Origin of the sequence: Pantoea sp. JKS000250, from assembly GCF_003201065.1 — a bacterium.
Taxonomy (GTDB): Bacteria; Pseudomonadota; Gammaproteobacteria; order Enterobacterales; family Enterobacteriaceae; genus Pantoea; species Pantoea vagans.
Map to the genome: position 1 here is coordinate 1,280,416 of NZ_QICZ01000001.1, position 16,839 is coordinate 1,297,254.

The following is a 16,839-nucleotide window of genomic DNA, read 5'->3' on the forward strand; positions in this document are numbered from 1 at the left end:
AGTAGCCGTTATCACTAACGTTGGATAAGCGGTTGAACTTTGTTATCAATGGCCTCTCGCGCACGAAAGATACGTGATCGAACAGTGCCTACCGGGCAATCCATAATGACGGCGATCTCTTCATAACTCAGACCGTCCAGTTCCCTGAGGGTGATTGCCATACGCAAGTCCTCGGGTAGCGCCTCGATGGTACGAAAGACAATTTGTTTCAATTCGTCAGACAACATTAAGTTCTCAGGGTTCGAAATTTCTTTTAATGCACCCGCACTTTCGAAATTTTCTGCGTCAATCGCATCCACATCGCTGGATGGCGGACGACGCCCCTGAGCAACCAGGTAATTTTTCGCTGTGTTTACCGCAATGCGGTACAGCCAGGTATAAAACGCGCTATCGCCCCGGAAAGAGTCCAGTGCGCGATACGCTTTAATAAACGATTCCTGTACTACATCAGGCACGTCGCCCGAGGGAACATAGCGTGAAACCAAACTCGCCACTTTATGCTGGTAACGAATCACCAGTAAGTTGAACGCTTTTTGATCTCCCTTCTGTACCCGCTCGACAAGGACCTGATCCGTTAACTGCTCGCTCATCCGAGGTAATGTCTCCCCAAATTTTTCATATGCAAAAGTAACTGCCAGCACATCTCATGTTTCTGAGCAAGCATGCGCTTAGAGTTGTGATGTGGTGCGAAGTTCACTTCCCGCCGTGATATTTACCGCTCCGATGGAGATAACACAGGTTGTTCGTTTTCGTTCAGTGTCAGGAGCGTAAATCGCAGGCAGAGTAACCTATGACAACAGCTTTTTCATCATTAAATCCTTTAGGTTTAATAAGTTTGCTATAAAAAACCACGGCTGAAGCGGCATGTTTTTAACTTACTGATTATAGGTGACTTTAGATAATTGCCAGATTAACGCGCGCATCTGATGTTTAAAATACTTCACAGAACCCCCTGTTACGCTTATGCTCAGGCCTGGTCTTGTTTAGTAAATTAAACATTATGATGAATGCGAAACCGGATTATCAGTGTGATGTGTTGATTGTAGGCAGCGGTGCGGCTGGACTGTCGCTGGCGTTACGGCTGGCAAAACAGTATCAGGTGACCGTTCTCAGTAAAGCGCAGGTCAATGAAGGGTCAACCCTTTATGCGCAGGGCGGTATTGCTGCGGTATTTGATGAGACGGACAGCATCGAGTCACATATCGAAGACACGCTGATTGCCGGCGCGGGATTATGCGACCGTGAGGCCGTGTCGTTTATTGCCAGTAATGCCCGGCATTGTGTGCAGTGGCTGATCGACAACGGCGTTGCGTTTGATCTCGATCCACAGGCGGCGGGTGACATGCGCTATCACCTGACGCGCGAAGGCGGCCACAGTCATCGCCGCATTCTGCACAGTGCTGACGCCACCGGCCATGCGGTAGAAACCACGCTGGTGAGCCAGGCATTAAGCCACCCTAACATCCGGATTCTGGAGCGCACCAACGCGGTCGATCTGATTCTTTCAGATAAAATCGGCCTGCCTGGCGCTCGGCGAGTGGTGGGTGCGTGGATCTGGAATCGCAATCGCGAGCAGGTCGAAACCTGTCGGGCGCGGGCCGTCGTCGTTGCAACGGGCGGGGCCGCCAAAGTCTATCAATATACTACTAATCCTGACATCGCCTCCGGTGATGGCATCGCGATGGCGTGGCGCGCGGGTTGCCGGGTAGCCAATCTGGAATTTAACCAGTTTCATCCGACTTGCCTGTTTCATCCTCAGGCGCAGAATTTCCTGTTAACCGAAGCGTTACGCGGAGAAGGTGCCTGGCTGTTACGTCCCGATGGCAGTCGTTTTATGCCCGACTTCGACGAACGCGCCGAACTGGCCCCGCGCGATATTGTTGCCCGCGCTATCGACCACGAGATGAAACGGCTGGGTGTGGACTGTATGTATCTGGATATCAGCCACCAGCCTGAAGAATTTGTGCGCGCACACTTCCCGATGATCTATGAGAAGTTGCTGACCTTTGGCTTTGACCTGACCAAAGAGCCGATTCCGATCGTGCCCGCTGCGCACTACACCTGCGGTGGCGTCGTCGTCGATCAGCACGGTCAGACCGATGTCAGTGGCCTGTATGCCATTGGTGAAGTGAGTTATACCGGCCTGCATGGCGCTAACCGCATGGCCTCCAATTCGCTGCTGGAGTGTCTGGTGTATGGCTGGTCCGCGTCAGAGGAGCTGATGCGTACCCTGCCCGGCATTGAAGCCGTCACTGCCCTTCCTGCATGGGATGAGAGTCAGGTTGATGACGCCGATGAACGCGTAGTGATCCAGCATAACTGGCACGAGTTGCGGTTATTCATGTGGGATTATATGGGCATCGTCCGCACCACCCGGCGGCTGGAGCGGGCGCTGCGCCGCATCAATCTGCTTCAGCAGGAGATCGATGAGTATTATCACCACTTCCGCCTCTCCAATAATCTGCTGGAGCTGCGGAATCTGGTGCAGGTCGCTGACCTGATGGTACGCTGCGCGCTGGAGCGAAAAGAGAGTCGCGGCCTGCACTATATCCATGACTATCCGGACTTACTGCCAGAAGCGCTGCCAACTATTCTGACCCCGCCGGGTTACATGAAGAGGTAAAAGTCCTGCGTCAGGCTACACCACTTATCGGAATAGTGGGTGTCTGGTGCGCGGATTGAGAGACGCTCCAGCAGCGTTTCCCCAGCCTGCGGCGACAGACCCAGTACGACGCGGTGTGGCGGACGATGGGCATATTCCGCCACGTCCAGCCGGAAACGCAGATGCCAGCCATCGGCCTGCGCCAGGGTGATAAACGTCTGCCCAATATCGACGGGCAGCACCACGCAGAACATCCCCTCTTCTTCAATTAATAAGGCTGCACTGCGTAACAGCGTCTGATGATCGAGCGAGGCTGTCGCGCGTGCATTGTCCCGTGCCACGGTAGAACAGGCTACGCCCGGCGTAAAATAAGGGGGATTGCTGACAATCAGCGAGTAACGTTTATCGCACTGCTCAGCCCAGCTGGCGATATCCTGCTGATGAACCTGAATACGTTCAGGCCACGGCGACTGCTGCATATTCTCCTGCGCCTGCTGTGCGGCTTCAGGTTCTAACTCCACCGCATCGATTTGGACCTGTGACGGCGTGCGCTGCGCCAGCATCAGTGCGATTAACCCGCTGCCACTGCCAATATCCAGAATGCGTCTGACTCCGGCGACCGGCGCCCAGGCACCAAGCAGAATGGCATCGGTGCCCACTTTCATCGCACAGCGATCGTGGGCAACAAAAAATTGTTTAAAGGTAAATCCGTTCTTGTTTAACTGAGGCCGTTCACGCGGCTTATCCTGCATCATTCGTCACTACCATCGTTTTTTCCTGCCGCACGGCAGCGCATGAGTGTAACGTGACGACAGTGGGAATTCACGCAGCAGACAACCCCAGGCGCAGCGGAAACGGATTAACAGATGAAGATTCAGTCTGATCTGTCTATAATCAGCGCCCCAAACTGAGGTAGACCATGACAGTAACCACATTTTCCGAACTCGAACTCGACGAAAGCCTGCTACAAGCGTTGCAGGAAAAAGGCTTTACGCGCCCAACAGTGATCCAGGCCGCTGCAATTCCGCCCGCGCTGGAGGGCCGTGACGTTCTGGGTTCGGCACCTACAGGAACCGGGAAAACCGCCGCGTATCTGTTACCGGCGCTGCAGCACCTGCTTGATTTTCCGCGCAAGAAATCCGGACCACCACGCATCCTGATTGTGACCCCGACCCGTGAACTGGCGATGCAGGTTGCCGATCATGCGCGTGAACTGGCGAAACATACGCATCTGGACATCGCCACGATCACCGGCGGCGTGGCTTACATGAACCATGCCGAAGTCTTCAGCGAAAACCAGGATATCGTGGTCGCGACTACCGGCCGTCTGCTGCAATACATCAAAGAAGAGAACTTTGACTGCCGCGCCGTAGAAACGCTGGTGCTGGATGAAGCGGACCGCATGCTTGATATGGGCTTTGCTCAGGATATCGAAACCATCGCGGCTGAAACGCGCTGGCGCAAGCAAACCATGCTGTTTTCCGCCACGCTGGAAGGCGACAATATCCGTGACTTCGCCGAACGTCTGCTGAACGAACCGGTTGAACTGGAAGCGGATCCGAGCCGTCGCGAGCGCAAAAAGATCCAGCAGTGGTACTACCGCGCTGATGATCTGCAGCATAAAACCAAATTACTGATTCATCTGCTGAAGCAGCCGGATGTGACGCGCAGCATTGTGTTTGTGCGAAAGCGTGAACGCCTGCATGAACTGGTGAGCTGGCTGCACGAAGCGGGGATTCGTAGCAGCTATCTTGAAGGTGAAATGGTGCAGGCCAAGCGTAACGAAGCGATTAAGCGTCTGAGTGAAGGACGGGTTAATGTGCTGGTTGCGACGGATATCGCCGCGCGCGGCATCGATGTTGAAGATGTCAGCCACGTCTTCAACTATGACATGCCGCGTACTGCCGATACCTATCTCCACCGCATCGGTCGTACCGGTCGTGCGGGCCGCAAAGGCATCGCCATTTCACTGGTTGAAGCGCATGACTTCGTGCTGCTGGGCAAAATCACCCGCTATGTTAACGAGCCAATTAAAGCGCGTGTGATTGATGAGCTGCGTCCTGAGACGCGTGCGCCTGGTGCTAAAACCACGGGTAAACCGTCGAAAAAGGTGCTGGCAAAGCGTGCCGAGAAGAAAGCGAGCGAAACAGAAAAGCCGCGCGTGAAAAAACGCCATCGTGATGCCAAAAACGTCGGTAAACGCCGCAAGGCAAGCGGCACTACGCCAGCTAACGAGAATGCGGAATAAAACATCACACGCATAAAAAAATCGCCTCACAGGAGGCGATTTTTTTTATCTGATAATCAGTTACGGCCTTTTCAGAATGTTTTTTCTGCCAGTGCCCTTTCTTCACAACACTGGCATCCGCATGCCGGGTAATTAACTGCTTATCTCTTTCATAATACGAATAAAAATTGCTGTGTGCGCTTTGCGCTAATTTTCAGCGCCCGATAATTCAGGCGGTTTACAGACTTTCGGTAAAGGTACGGGTGATCACGTCGCGTTGTTGCTCAGGCGTCAGTGAGTTAAAACGCACGGCATAGCCTGAAACACGAATGGTCAGCTGCGGGTAGTTTTCAGGATGTTTTACCGCATCTTCCAGTGTTTCGCGACGCAGAACATTGACGTTCAGATGCTGTCCGCCTTCAACGCGCACCTGCGGTTTGATTTCAACCGGCACTTCACGGTAAGCGAATTCGCCCAGTTCGCTGATGGCGACAACCTGATCTTCTTCATAGCCCGCTTTTGCGCACAGGCAACGCGCTTCAGCTTTCTCTTCATCCAGCAGCCAGAAGGAGTTCAGAAGTTGTGAATTGTTAGTTTGAGTGATCTGGATACCAGTGATCATGATTGCGTCTCCCGGATAAAACGTGAATAAATCAAATTTGAGGCCCCGGTATACCATCGTTCATTCGACACAGCCTTGACCTGTATCAATATTAATCAGCCATTCAGCGCGCTTTTTAGCTAACCCATTGATCTCAAAATGCCTGCCAGCTAAAAATAATTTTTATTTTTCAAATTATTTTTGCCTTCAGGTCAGCGGCAGGAACGGCTAAGCTTACTCCACTAACGTTAAGGGAGTTAAACATGGCTGAAAAGCTGACCTGGCACGACGTGCTGGCTGAAGAGAAAGAGAAACCCTATTTTATTGAGACGCTGAAGCAGGTCGCCGATGAACGCGCCGCGGGCATAACCGTCTATCCACCGCAGAAAGATGTGTTCAATGCGTTTCGCCTGACGGAACTGGGTGACGTCAACGTCGTGATTCTGGGGCAGGATCCCTATCACGGTCCAAATCAGGCGCACGGGCTGGCTTTCTCGGTGCTGCCGGGCGTTCAGGTACCGCCCTCACTGCAGAATATCTATAAAGAGCTGATGCAGGATATTCCCGGCTTCCAAAAACCCGATCACGGCTTTCTTGAGAGCTGGGCAAAACAGGGGGTGATGTTGCTGAACACGGTGTTAACGGTTGAGGCGGGTAAAGCCCATTCCCATGCTCGTTTTGGCTGGGAGACCTTTACGGACAACGTGATTGCGGCGATTAACCAGCACTGTGAAGGGGTGATTTTCCTGCTGTGGGGCTCACATGCGCAGAAGAAAGGCAGCATTATCGATCGCAAGCGCCATCATGTGCTGCAGGCGCCGCACCCCTCGCCGCTCTCCGCGCACCGTGGATTTTTCGGCAGCAAACACTTCTCAACGACCAATGAACTGCTGAGCGCTGCCGGTAAAAAGCCGGTGGACTGGACGCCGGTCTTACCTGAATAGCGCCCAAACGCACACGGCCGCGTCAGTGCGCGGCCGTGTAACAGGATTCAGGTTGAATCAGCTTTTAGCTTTAGAAACCGCAACCATCGCCGGGCGCAGCAGGCGACCATTCAGCGTATAGCCACGCTGCATCACCAGCATGACATGGTTAGGTTCAAATTCTTCAGACTCCATCATCGACATCGCCTGATGGACTTCAGGGTTGAATGGCACGCCGGTTTCGCCGACCACTTCAACACCGAACTTACGCACGGCACCGAGCAGGCCCTTCAGCGTCAGTTCAATCCCTTCGATCATGGATGCCAGCTGTGGGTCCTCTTTATTGGCCACTTCCAGCGCACGTTCCAGGCTGTCGATGACCGGGAGCAGTTCGTTGGCAAACTTCTCCAGCGCAAACTTGTGCGCCTTCTCAACGTCCATCTCGGCACGACGACGAATGTTCTCAACCTCAGCCTGCGCACGCAATTGGGCATCGCGTACACCGGTCTGCGACTGCGCTAATTCGGCTTCGAGCTGAGCAATACGCTCATCACGCGGATCCACCTCTGCTGCTGTCTCCGCTTCCTGAGGTTGCTGCTGATCCTGCTGAATTTCGTCTGAGACTTGCTCGTTTGGGGTGTTCTGTTCTTTACTACTCATGAATTTCTCCGCGTTTTGCACATTCATTTCGCTGGTTGGCTTATTATGGGGATTGGTATGACGGATTCAAGGGAACCTATCACATTGCCTTGCCGTTTTGGCTTATAAGGAACACCGACCAGATGAACAAACACTTTAACTGCATTGGTATCGTGGGTCATCCGCGCCATCCCACCGCGTTAACCACGCATGAGATGCTCTGGCGCTGGCTGACAGCCAAAGGTTATCAAGTGATCGTTGAGAAGCAGATTGCGCAGGAGCTGTCGCTTCACGACGTGCAGACCGGCACGCTGGCGGAGATTGGTCAGCAGGCTGATTTAGCGGTCGTCGTGGGCGGTGACGGTAACATGCTGGGCGCAGCGCGAGTGCTGGCGCGCTATGATATCAAAGTGATTGGCATTAACCGCGGTAACCTCGGTTTTCTCACCGACCTTGACCCGGACAATGCGCAGCAACAGCTGGATGAGGTGCTTCAGGGTAACTATTTCGTCGAGAGCCGCTTTCTGCTGGAAGCGCAGGTGTGCAAATCTGACTGCTCACCACGCATTGGCTCCGCCATCAACGAAGTGGTGCTGCATCCCGGTAAAGTCGCGCACATGATCGAATTTGAAGTCTACATTGATGAAGTGTTCGCCTTTTCCCAGCGCTCTGATGGGCTGATTATTTCGACCCCCACCGGCTCTACCGCCTATTCCCTCTCTGCGGGTGGCCCGATTCTGACGCCATCACTCGAAGCGATTGTGCTGGTGCCAATGTTCCCGCATACGCTGTCAGCGCGGCCACTGGTCATTAACAGCAGCAGTACCATCCGTCTGCGCTTTTCTTCACGCCGTAGCGACCTGGAAATCAGCTGTGATAGCCAGATTGCGCTGCCAATTCAGGAAGGTGAGGATGTACTGATTCGGCGCAGTGCCGGTCATCTTGATTTAATTCATCCTAAAAACTACAGCTATTTCAATACGCTGAGTTCAAAACTGGGCTGGTCAAAAAAATTGTTCTGAAAACCGGCCTCACCTCTTTACTGGATAAAAAACCAGTTTATACTGTATGAAAAACCATATGTGTTTATTCGTACAGGTGAACCTATGCTGGCCCAACTGACCATCAGTAATTTCGCTATCGTTCGTGAGCTCGACATTGATTTCCAACGCGGCATGACGGCAATCACTGGTGAAACCGGTGCCGGTAAGTCTATCGCGATTGATGCGCTGGGATTATGTCTGGGCGGCCGTGCCGATGCTGACATGGTGCGTCAGGGTGCCAGCCGGGCCGACCTTTGCGCCCGCTTCCAGCTTAAGTCCTCCCCTTCTGCTCAGCGCTGGCTGATGGATAATCAACTCGACGACGGCAATGAGTGCCTGCTGCGCCGGGTGATCAGTGCTGATGGTCGTTCCCGTGGCTTTATCAATGGCACGGCGGTGCCACTTTCTCAGCTGCGCGATCTGGGCCAGCTGCTTATCCAGATCCACGGTCAGCATGCCCATCAGCTTTTGCTCAAACCTGATCATCAGAAGCATCTGCTGGATGCCTATGCCGGTCACGACGATCTCCTGCAGAAAATGCGCGCCAGTTATCAGACCTGGCACCAGAGCTGTCGCACTCTCGCGCTGCATCAGCAGCAGGCGCAGGAGCGCGAATCACGTCGCGAGCTGTTGCAGTATCAGCTTAAAGAGCTGAACGAGTTCGCGCCGCAGCAGGGCGAATATGAGCAGATTGACGAAGAGTACAAGCGCCTGGCCAACAGCGGACAGCTGCTGTCGACCAGCCAGCAGGCGCTGCAGCTGTTAGCAGACAGCGATGACAATAATCTCAACAGCCTGCTCTACACCGCGCGTGAGATGATTTCAGAACTGACCTCGCTGGATGAGAAACTGAACGGCGTTCATAACCTGCTGGAAGAGGCGGCGATTCAGCTGAGCGAAGCCAGCGACGAACTGCGTCACTACTGCGACAGCCTTGATCTGGATCCCAATCGCCTGTACGAACTGGAAAAGCGTATTTCCCGCCAGATTGCGCTGGCGCGTAAGCATCATGTCACGCCAGAAGCGCTGCCTGAACTGCATCAGCAACTGCTGGCGGAAGCGGAGTTGCTGTCACAGCACGAAAGCGATCAGGAAAGCCTGCAATCGCTGGTGGGTGAACATTACCAGGCGGCACTGCAAAGTGCAGAGCAGCTGCATCAGCAACGCAGCCACTATGCCGATGAGTTGCAGCAGCTGATTACCCAGAGTATGCATCTGCTCTCAATGCCACACGGCCAGTTTAAAATCGCGCTGACCTTTAATCCGGATCAGCTGACGGCAGATGGCGCGAGCCGCGTCGATTTCCAGGTGACGACCAACCCAGGCCAGCCACTGCAGCCGCTGGGCAAAGTTGCTTCGGGCGGTGAACTGTCACGTATCGCGCTAGCGATTCAGGTGATCACCGCGAAGAAAATGGAAACACCGGCGATGATTTTCGATGAAGTGGATGTCGGGATCAGCGGCCCGACCGCTGCCGTCGTCGGTAAACTGCTACGTCAGTTGGGTGAATCGACCCAGGTCATGTGCGTCACCCACCTGCCGCAGGTTGCCGGTTGCGGACATCAGCACTTCTATGTCAGCAAAGAGACCGATGGCGCGATGACCGAAACCCATATGCAGCCGCTGGACAAGCGGGCGCGTCTGCAGGAACTGGCGCGACTGCTGGGCGGCAGCGAGGTGACACGCAATACCCTGGCCAACGCAAAAGAACTTTTAGCCGCATAGCAGCGCACTTTTTTAACGTACCGTGGTCATATGCTTGCTCTGTAGAGGTTTCCAACGGCAAAAAGGTTTATTATCATCGGCACTTATGTCGCCAGAGTAATAAAGCCTGCCGCAGGCAGAGTTCAGATTTTGATGGCAAGAAAGCCGCCTGTTAAAGGCGTTTGGCCCCGGAAAAGGAATGTATAGATGCGCTGTAAAACCCTGACTGCCGCGGCAGTGGTAATGTTGATGATGACCGCCGGATGTTCCACCTTAGAGCGCGTGGTCTATCGTCCTGATATCAACCAGGGTAACTATCTGGTTGCCAACGATGTGGCCAAGATCCATACCGGTATGACACAGCAGCAGGTGGCTTACACGCTCGGTACGCCGATGATGAAAGATCCGTTTGGCAGCAATGTCTGGTATTACGTCTTCCGTCAGGAGCCAGGCCATGAGAGCGTGAAGCAGCAGACGCTGACGCTGACCTTTGATGGCAACGGTGTTCTGACTAACATCGATAACAAGCAGAATCTGTCTAAGAACAACGACTGATTTCACGACAGACCGTTTTAAAGACAGCAAAAAAGGCGCATTGAGCGCCTTTTTTATGCCTGTTATCCGCTGATTCTGGCGATATCACGACTTATTTTTTGCTTTCTGCTGCTCGCTCTGCGCGCTGACGACGCAATTCTTTCGGATCGGCAATCAGCGGACGATAGATCTCGATACGATCGCCGTCCTGAACCACATCATCCAGCTTCACTGGTCGACTATAGACGCCGACTTTGTTGCTGGCGAGGTCAATCTCCCGACGCAGTTCCAGCAGGCCTGACTTCAGGATGGCCTGCTCTACCGTGCTGCCCTGCTCCACTTTCACGTAAAGCTGATACTGCTTTTCAGGCAAGGCATAGACCACCTCGACGGAAATATCAGGCACGGTAGACCTCTTTGGCGCGCTGGGTAAAGGCCTGCACCATACTGTTGGCTAACTCTTTAAAGATACGACCAAAGGCCATCTCTACCAGCATGTTGGTGAATTCAAACTCCAGGCTTAACTCCACCTTGCAGGCATCATCGCCCAGCGAGACGAATGTCCAGCCACCGGTCAGCTTGCGGAACGGCCCATCAACCAGTTGCATATGGATGCTCTGGTTATCCGTCAGGGTATTGCGGGTGGTAAACGTTTTGCTGATGCCCGCCTTCGACACATCCACGGATGCCGTCATCTGATTATCAGACGCATCCAGCACGCGGCTTCCGGTACAACCCGGCAGGAATTGCGGATAGGCATCCACGTCATTTACAAGTTGGTACATCTGCCCGGCACTAAACGGGACCAGTGCCGAACGACTAATCTGAGCCATAATGGTTCCTGTTCATCACAAAACCGCTGAATAATAGCATTTTCAGCGATTAAACAAAAATGTCCCCGAGTGAGGGTGTGCTAGAATATCCCGTTTCCTGCTGCCCCGCTGGACTGGGGATGCGATAACCGACTAAGTGATGTAAAATACGCCGCACTATGACAAAGAAAAAAGCACACAAACCCGGTTCTGCCACTGTTGCCATGAACAAACGCGCCCGCCACGAGTACTTCATTGAAGAGGAGTATGAAGCGGGATTGTCGTTACAAGGATGGGAAGTTAAGTCACTTCGTGCCGGTAAAGCCAACATCAGCGACAGCTATATTCTGCTGCGCGATGGCGAAGCCTTTCTGTTCGGTTCAACCTTTCAACCCTTAGCCGTTGCCTCCAGCCACGTAGTCTGTGACCCGACGCGCAGCCGTAAGCTGCTGCTGAAGCAACGTGAACTCGACTCCCTTTATGGCCGCGTTAACCGCGAAGGCTACACCATCGTGGCACTGTCGCTGTACTGGAAGAATGCCTGGTGCAAACTGAAGATTGGTGTTGCACGCGGTAAGAAAGAGCACGACAAGCGCGACGATATCAAAGACCGCGAATGGCAGTTAGACAAAGCACGTATCATGAAGAATTCAAAGCGTTAAGCACTGGATTTTTATTTGTATTGTTGCTAGTATTTGAAGTTCTGGGGCTGATTCTGGACTCGACGGGATTGTGAAGCCTTAGGAGCATGCCGAGGGGCGGTTTGCCTCGTAAAAAGCCGCAAAAAAATAGTCGCAAACGACGAAAACTACGCTTTAGCAGCTTAATAACCTGCTCTTAGCCTTCTCTCCCTAGCTTCCGCTCTTAAGACGGGGATCAAGAGAAGTCAAACCCAAAAGAGATCGCGTGGATGCCTTGCCTGGGGTTGAAGCGTTAAATCCAATCAGGATAGTCTGTTAGTGGCGTGTCTGTTCGCAGCTAACCGGCGAATGTAAAAACTGACTAAGCATGTAGTGCCGACGGTGTAGTAATTTCGGACGCGGGTTCAACTCCCGCCAGCTCCACCAAAATTCTTCAAAGATGGTTCCAGTGCCATCCGCAGAAGTCCTGAAAGCCCGCATGGCACAAGCCTTGCGGGCTTTTTTGTGTCTGTAGTTATCCGAGACGATCCGCCTGAATCCAGAGATAATTGGTACACGTTTAGGTACACGTTATAATGTGGGCCAAAAACGTGTACCAATTATGGACGGAAACCAGTCATGGCGCGGATGACACGCCCTCTCACCAATAATGAAATTCTCAAAGCTAAGCCTCAAGAGAAAGACTTCACGCTGCATGATGGCGATGGGCTTTTTCTGCTCATCAAAACGTCTGGTAAGAAGCTATGGCGTTTTCGCTACCAGCGGCCAGCAAGTAGCAGCCGTACAAATCTCAGTCTAGGCGCTTACCCTGCCCTAACGCTCGCTGTCGCACGACAAATGCGTGACCAATATCTCTCGATGCTTGCGCAAGGTATAGACCCGCAGAAGCAGCAAGAGGAAGTATCAGAGCAACGGCAAATTGAACTGGATAGTCTTTTTTCAGTTGTTGCTGGGAGATGGTTCCAGCTCAAAAGCAAAAGCGTCACCGAGGATTATGCGAAGGATATCTGGCGATCGTTGGAGAAGGACATCTTCCCGACTATTGGTGAGATTCCTGTTCAAACGCTCAAAGCCAGAACGATCGTTGAAGCATTGGAGCCGATTAAAGCTCGCGGGGCGCTTGAAACAGTTCGCCGCTTAGTCCAGCGTATTAATGAGATCATGATTTATGCAGTCAACACAGGGTTGATTGATGCGAATCCTGCTTCTGGCGTTGGGATGGCTTTTGAGAAACCCAAAAAGCAAAATATGCCAACCTTGCGACCGGAAGAACTGCCAAAGCTAATGCGTTCTCTAATGATGTCAAATCTTTCTGTTTCGACTCGCTGCCTGATTGAATGGCAGCTCTTGACACTTGTTCGCCCTTCTGAGGCTTCCGGTACTCGGTGGGAAGAAATCGATCTAGATACGAAGCTCTGGACTATTCCAGCAATGCGGATGAAGGCTAAGCGGGAGCACATTGTTCCTTTATCACCTCAGGCTTTAGATATTTTGGAAGTAATGAAGGCTATCAGCCCTCATCGAGAGTATGTTTTTCCAAGCAGAAATGATCCACAGCAACCAATGAATAGCCAGACGGCTAATGCTGCTTTAAAACGCATTGGATATGGTGGTAAGTTAGTTGCACATGGATTGCGTTCAATTGCGAGTACAGCAATGAATGAAGCTGGATTTAACGCCGATTTAATTGAAGCAGCTCTGGCGCATTCAGATAAAAATGAAGTGCGTCGCGCCTATAACCGTTCCACTTATCTTGTACTCCGTCAGGAGTTAATGACTTGGTGGTCAAATTTAGTTTATAATCAATTTATTATAAAACCGTTAGAGGTAAATGATGGCAACCCTACTATTAGATCAGAATGAAGAATTAGCGGAAGAAGGGATTTTATCTGGAGTTGAAATTGAAGATGAAGATATCTCGAATGAATCTTATGAAAAAGAACCTTTTGATACTGATTCCATTTCAATAACATCTAAAATTGTCGCTTTAGATACTGTTCTTAGAAGAATAAAAAATAAGACCATTAAATTAGCTCCCGACTTTCAACGAGAGTATGTGTGGGATATAAAAAGGAAAAGTCAGCTCATTGAGTCCATGATGCTTAAAATACCTTTACCAATGTTCTATGTTTCTGAAGATAAAAATGGAATATGGGAGGTTGTAGATGGTCTCCAGAGGCTAACTACTATTAAAAATTATGTTCTAGGTGACGATAATGATGGTAAAGGCTTTAAGCTCAAAGGGCTTGAGTTTTGGTCAGAGATTTATGATGGTTTTGATTTTTTTAATCTAGAAAAGCAAGCGTCTAATGTTAAGGTCGTCAATAATATTTTAGAAACTGAGCTTTCATTTATAGTAATAAATCCCGAGACACCAGAAAAAGTAAAAAGGAATATTTTCAAGAGGATAAATACTGGTGGAATGAGATTATCAAACCAAGAAATAAGGCATGCTCTTTATCAAGGGAGAGCTAGTGATTTATTAAAAATATTAGTTGAAGATAATGTATATAGCAATGTAATTAATAACACCGTTAAAGATAACCGAATGGCTGGCAGAGAGTTAATTCTAAGGTTTTTATCATTTTATTTACTAAACTATGCCACTTACAAAGGCGATATGGATGATTTTCTTTCAAACACTATGAGAGCTATAAATGGTGAAATTGATATACCATTTAAGGATATAGCAATCCCAGATGATACAGAGATTGTTAAATTATTTAGAACTGGATTATCACGAGCTTATAGTTTGTTTGGTGAGCATGCCTTTAGGAAATCATTACCTAATGACGCAAGAAAAACACCAATAAATAAATCACTATTTGAACTATGGCTTTGTGTATTATCAAAAATGAAAGAAAATACATATAAAACGTTGAATACGAAAAAAGATTTACTTATTAAAAGATATTCTGAAATAATGCAGGATGATGATTTCATCAATTCGATTAGCAGACATGGCTCAAGTATGCAAGGTGCTAAACACCGCAGAGAACAGATATTAAAATTGATTAGGGAGATTAAAAGTGCTTGATTCCATTAATATTAAATCATTCAAGTCTTTCATAGACTCGACTATTTCGTTGAATAAATTAACAATTTTAACTGGACTTAATAACTCTGGAAAAAGCTCTATCATCCAAGCAATTAGAATGTGCTTGTTATGCAAAGACAATTTATCTCCATATATTCTAGGGCATGGTGATTTTTCAGAGTTAAAATCAAAGCTATCTTCACTGCATTCCAAAATTGATATCACCCTGAAAGAATCAAATAATGATTCAGGTGGGGTTTTGAATGTCAAATTAGAAGAAGATACTACCTTTTGCGACTGTAATATAGAACCTATTTCTTATGATTATATAAGCGCTGATAGGCATGGCCCTAGTGTAATTCTACCAACAATGAATAATGACATTAGTAACATTACTATCGGTTCAAAGGGTGAGTATTTCGTTGATTATTTCTTAAAATTTGAAAATGTAATCATCCCTGAATTAATCAGACATGAGAGTTCAATTGGTAATACGCTGAAACACCAAGTATCATATTGGATGAGTGAAATATCACCGGGCGTTGACTTAAACTTTGAAGTTAACAAAACCATGATATCTCTCATCTTGAAGTAAATACTTTCCGTGCAACCAATACAGGTTTTGGCATTAGTTATTCATTACCTATTGTTTTGTCAGCTTTAACAATGACTTCTATGCCACCGCTTGATGAATTTAAAAATCCCAAATTAAAAAAATGGCACAGCTGTCCTAATAAACTACTTATCATTGAAAATCCAGAAGCACATTTACATCCTAAAGGGCAAACAGCTCTTGGGAAATTGATTGCCTTAGCCTCAGCATGTGGTGTTCAAGTTATCATCGAAACTCATAGCGATCATTTTGTTGATGGTGTCCGATTAGCAGTTAAACAGTATAACGCACTTTCTGCGCAAGACTGTTCAATTCATTACCTTACAAGAGAAAAAGGAATGCAATCTGTTAGTGAGGTAATTAAAATTAGTGAGGATGGAAAGCTAAGTTCTTGGCCAATAGGATTTTTTGACCAAACATCAATAAACTTATCAAAATTAGCCAAACGAGATAAAAAATGAATGCCACATTTATACTTGATGAACGTTGGTTGATTAATGCACTCAATGTAATCCCAAAATCTATTGGGCATTTAGAAAACATTACTGATTTGGTAGACAATATAAATGAAAAATCAAATTCACTTATTCTTTGCTGCTCTGAAATTTATGAAAAACAATGCTCCGACCAACAGCTTTGTGATGTAATTTTTGGCGATTTAGCCAGGCACCCTATATCTAGGGATGCATTATTACGCTTATCTGTCATGTTAAATTCGATGGAAAAGATAGATATTACAAGTGACAATAAAAACATCGAATCAGATGCATTAAAGATATTAAAAGAATATGATTTCGGTGGGTTAATTTTTAATGAAGATATCGTTACCGACTGGTGGAAGCCAGAATCAATGATGGTAGTTAATGAAAAAAACAATATAGAAAAATACTATAGACTTCAATCGCTCCATGAAATGATTCCTTATCCCGATCTTTCTATCCATCTCGATGATTTATTCCCATTGTTATATTTCCTTCCTGACGCAAAAGATTTCTCCAAGCTAGGCGTTTCTCACAGAGAACATTTTAAAACCATCATTGAACATTTGTCTTATTTAAATGACCACGCTCGCAATCATTATCTAGAAGATAGAGACTCTTTCAATCGCACAGCAAGTTCGCACGGTATTGATCTTTCTGGCGAAAGTAGTAACACAAGAAGTAATCCTAGTGCAATCAGAGAAAGAATTCGAATAATAGAAGATATTAATCTTGGGTTTGAAATGCATACTAAAATAACATGGAACAAGGGTAGAATTCATTTTCACATCGGAAATAACTTGCCCGCATCAGTCTCAGAAATTACAGAAGGAAAATTAATTATCGGAATCGTGTGCGAACATTTGTCAACTTGACATTTACTTCCAGCGCGCAATGCTATCCCCGCCACGCCTGCCCGCTTTAAGCATCGCTTTTCATGCAGGTGCATGATGCGGGCCGGACTACGGCCGGCATGGCCTGAAC

At 49.0% G+C, this 16,839-nt stretch carries 18 protein-coding genes and 1 other RNA gene; 13 read left to right on the plus strand and 6 right to left on the minus strand.

Annotated features, from left to right (window positions below):
• Positions 1 to 14: 14 nt before the first annotated feature.
• On the minus strand, positions 15 to 590 hold the full coding sequence (rpoE, locus tag BY447_RS06095; protein ID WP_013358764.1) for an RNA polymerase sigma factor RpoE: 576 nt from the start codon (positions 588 to 590) through the stop codon (positions 15 to 17).
• Between the two features lie 413 nt (positions 591 to 1,003).
• Here rpoE and nadB point away from each other — a divergent pair, with 413 nt between their 5' ends.
• The gene (nadB, locus tag BY447_RS06100) at positions 1,004 to 2,623 is read left to right on the plus strand and encodes an L-aspartate oxidase (protein WP_110331918.1); all 1,620 of its coding nucleotides are present in this window, start codon (positions 1,004 to 1,006) and stop codon (positions 2,621 to 2,623) included.
• Here the strand turns inward: nadB and trmN are convergent.
• Complete coding sequence (gene trmN, locus BY447_RS06105) at positions 2,608 to 3,357, minus strand: tRNA(1)(Val) (adenine(37)-N(6))-methyltransferase TrmN (RefSeq protein ID WP_110330760.1); 750 nt, start codon at positions 3,355 to 3,357, stop codon at positions 2,608 to 2,610. The two genes, nadB and trmN, sit on opposite strands and share 16 nt — an antisense overlap.
• 164 nt (positions 3,358 to 3,521) lie before the next feature.
• Here trmN and srmB point away from each other — a divergent pair, with 164 nt between their 5' ends.
• On the plus strand, positions 3,522 to 4,850 hold the full coding sequence (gene srmB / locus BY447_RS06110; RefSeq protein ID WP_033783912.1) for an ATP-dependent RNA helicase SrmB: 1,329 nt from the start codon (positions 3,522 to 3,524) through the stop codon (positions 4,848 to 4,850).
• A gap of 217 nt (positions 4,851 to 5,067) precedes the next feature.
• Here srmB and grcA read toward each other — a convergent pair whose 3' ends face one another.
• Positions 5,068 to 5,451: an autonomous glycyl radical cofactor GrcA gene (gene grcA / locus BY447_RS06115; protein WP_013358769.1), complete on the minus strand. Its 384-nt coding sequence runs from the start codon at positions 5,449 to 5,451 to the stop codon at positions 5,068 to 5,070.
• 242 nt (positions 5,452 to 5,693) lie between these two features.
• Here grcA and ung point away from each other — a divergent pair, with 242 nt between their 5' ends.
• The gene (gene ung / locus BY447_RS06120) at positions 5,694 to 6,374 is read left to right on the plus strand and encodes a uracil-DNA glycosylase (protein WP_033783913.1); all 681 of its coding nucleotides are present in this window, start codon (positions 5,694 to 5,696) and stop codon (positions 6,372 to 6,374) included.
• Positions 6,375 to 6,431: 57 nt separating this feature from the next.
• Here the strand turns inward: ung and grpE are convergent, their stop codons facing one another.
• Positions 6,432 to 7,013 carry a nucleotide exchange factor GrpE gene (grpE, locus tag BY447_RS06125; protein WP_003848585.1) on the minus strand — a complete coding sequence of 194 codons (582 nt, stop codon included), beginning with the start codon at positions 7,011 to 7,013 and terminating at the stop codon, positions 6,432 to 6,434.
• 122 nt (positions 7,014 to 7,135) lie between these two features.
• On the opposite strand from grpE, the gene nadK reads away from it, so the two are divergent.
• The 3 genes from nadK (at position 7,136) to bamE (ending at position 10,294) form a co-directional block, all read left to right on the plus strand.
• Positions 7,136 to 8,014: an NAD(+) kinase gene (gene nadK / locus BY447_RS06130; RefSeq protein ID WP_003848582.1), complete on the plus strand. Its 879-nt coding sequence runs from the start codon at positions 7,136 to 7,138 to the stop codon at positions 8,012 to 8,014.
• A gap of 84 nt (positions 8,015 to 8,098) precedes the next feature.
• Positions 8,099 to 9,760, plus strand: a complete 1,662-nt coding sequence (recN, locus tag BY447_RS06135) for a DNA repair protein RecN (protein ID WP_110330761.1) — start codon at positions 8,099 to 8,101, stop codon at positions 9,758 to 9,760.
• Between the two features lie 186 nt (positions 9,761 to 9,946).
• A complete protein-coding gene (bamE, locus tag BY447_RS06140) occupies positions 9,947 to 10,294 on the plus strand; it encodes an outer membrane protein assembly factor BamE (RefSeq protein ID WP_013358772.1) in 348 nt (115 codons plus the stop codon).
• Positions 10,295 to 10,385: 91 nt separating this feature from the next.
• Here the strand turns inward: bamE and BY447_RS06145 are convergent, their stop codons facing one another.
• Positions 10,386 to 10,679: an RnfH family protein gene (locus BY447_RS06145; RefSeq protein WP_110330762.1), complete on the minus strand. Its 294-nt coding sequence runs from the start codon at positions 10,677 to 10,679 to the stop codon at positions 10,386 to 10,388.
• Positions 10,672 to 11,106 carry a type II toxin-antitoxin system RatA family toxin gene (locus BY447_RS06150; RefSeq protein ID WP_013358774.1) on the minus strand — a complete coding sequence of 145 codons (435 nt, stop codon included), beginning with the start codon at positions 11,104 to 11,106 and terminating at the stop codon, positions 10,672 to 10,674. The genes BY447_RS06145 and BY447_RS06150 overlap by 8 nt, the downstream gene beginning before the upstream one ends.
• Before the next feature lie 158 nt (positions 11,107 to 11,264).
• Between BY447_RS06150 and smpB the strand changes: the two genes are divergently transcribed.
• From smpB to BY447_RS23160, 7 genes are all read left to right on the plus strand, one after another.
• On the plus strand, positions 11,265 to 11,747 hold the full coding sequence (smpB, locus tag BY447_RS06155; protein ID WP_010257694.1) for an SsrA-binding protein SmpB: 483 nt from the start codon (positions 11,265 to 11,267) through the stop codon (positions 11,745 to 11,747).
• 43 nt (positions 11,748 to 11,790) lie between these two features.
• Positions 11,791 to 12,152, plus strand: a transfer-messenger RNA (tmRNA) gene (ssrA, locus tag BY447_RS06160).
• Between the two features lie 192 nt (positions 12,153 to 12,344).
• Entirely contained in the window at positions 12,345 to 13,589 is a 1,245-nt protein-coding gene (locus BY447_RS06165) for an integrase domain-containing protein (protein WP_110330763.1), read from the plus strand.
• Positions 13,558 to 14,763, plus strand: a complete 1,206-nt coding sequence (locus tag BY447_RS06170; RefSeq protein WP_323859482.1) for a DUF262 domain-containing protein — start codon at positions 13,558 to 13,560, stop codon at positions 14,761 to 14,763. The genes BY447_RS06165 and BY447_RS06170 overlap by 32 nt, the downstream gene beginning before the upstream one ends.
• Complete coding sequence (locus BY447_RS06175; RefSeq protein WP_110330765.1) at positions 14,756 to 15,358, plus strand: AAA family ATPase; 603 nt, start codon at positions 14,756 to 14,758, stop codon at positions 15,356 to 15,358. Before BY447_RS06170 ends, BY447_RS06175 begins: the two co-directional genes overlap by 8 nt.
• Positions 15,340 to 15,837: an AAA family ATPase gene (locus BY447_RS06180; protein WP_323859502.1), complete on the plus strand. Its 498-nt coding sequence runs from the start codon at positions 15,340 to 15,342 to the stop codon at positions 15,835 to 15,837. Before BY447_RS06175 ends, BY447_RS06180 begins: the two co-directional genes overlap by 19 nt.
• Positions 15,834 to 16,730: a hypothetical protein gene (locus BY447_RS23160; RefSeq protein ID WP_146210987.1), complete on the plus strand. Its 897-nt coding sequence runs from the start codon at positions 15,834 to 15,836 to the stop codon at positions 16,728 to 16,730. Before BY447_RS06180 ends, BY447_RS23160 begins: the two co-directional genes overlap by 4 nt.
• The last annotated feature ends 109 nt before the right edge of the window (positions 16,731 to 16,839 follow it).

Excerpts from the sequence above, each read along its gene's own strand:
- bamE (WP_013358772.1), top strand. The coding sequence starts at position 9,947 with ATGCGCTGTAAAACCCTGACTGCCGCGGCAGTGGTAATGTTGATGATG.
- rpoE (WP_013358764.1), bottom strand. The coding sequence starts at position 590 with ATGAGCGAGCAGTTAACGGATCAGGTCCTTGTCGAGCGGGTACAGAAG.
- nadB (WP_110331918.1), top strand. The coding sequence starts at position 1,004 with ATGAATGCGAAACCGGATTATCAGTGTGATGTGTTGATTGTAGGCAGC.
- nadK (WP_003848582.1), top strand. The coding sequence starts at position 7,136 with ATGAACAAACACTTTAACTGCATTGGTATCGTGGGTCATCCGCGCCAT.
- BY447_RS06150 (WP_013358774.1), bottom strand. The coding sequence starts at position 11,106 with ATGGCTCAGATTAGTCGTTCGGCACTGGTCCCGTTTAGTGCCGGGCAG.
- grpE (WP_003848585.1), bottom strand. The coding sequence starts at position 7,013 with ATGAGTAGTAAAGAACAGAACACCCCAAACGAGCAAGTCTCAGACGAA.
- smpB (WP_010257694.1), top strand. The coding sequence starts at position 11,265 with ATGACAAAGAAAAAAGCACACAAACCCGGTTCTGCCACTGTTGCCATG.
- BY447_RS23160 (WP_146210987.1), top strand. The coding sequence starts at position 15,834 with ATGAATGCCACATTTATACTTGATGAACGTTGGTTGATTAATGCACTC.
- BY447_RS06165 (WP_110330763.1), top strand. The coding sequence starts at position 12,345 with ATGGCGCGGATGACACGCCCTCTCACCAATAATGAAATTCTCAAAGCT.
- recN (WP_110330761.1), top strand. The coding sequence starts at position 8,099 with ATGCTGGCCCAACTGACCATCAGTAATTTCGCTATCGTTCGTGAGCTC.
- BY447_RS06170 (WP_323859482.1), top strand. The coding sequence starts at position 13,558 with ATGATGGCAACCCTACTATTAGATCAGAATGAAGAATTAGCGGAAGAA.
- srmB (WP_033783912.1), top strand. The coding sequence starts at position 3,522 with ATGACAGTAACCACATTTTCCGAACTCGAACTCGACGAAAGCCTGCTA.
- trmN (WP_110330760.1), bottom strand. The coding sequence starts at position 3,357 with ATGATGCAGGATAAGCCGCGTGAACGGCCTCAGTTAAACAAGAACGGA.
- ung (WP_033783913.1), top strand. The coding sequence starts at position 5,694 with ATGGCTGAAAAGCTGACCTGGCACGACGTGCTGGCTGAAGAGAAAGAG.
- grcA (WP_013358769.1), bottom strand. The coding sequence starts at position 5,451 with ATGATCACTGGTATCCAGATCACTCAAACTAACAATTCACAACTTCTG.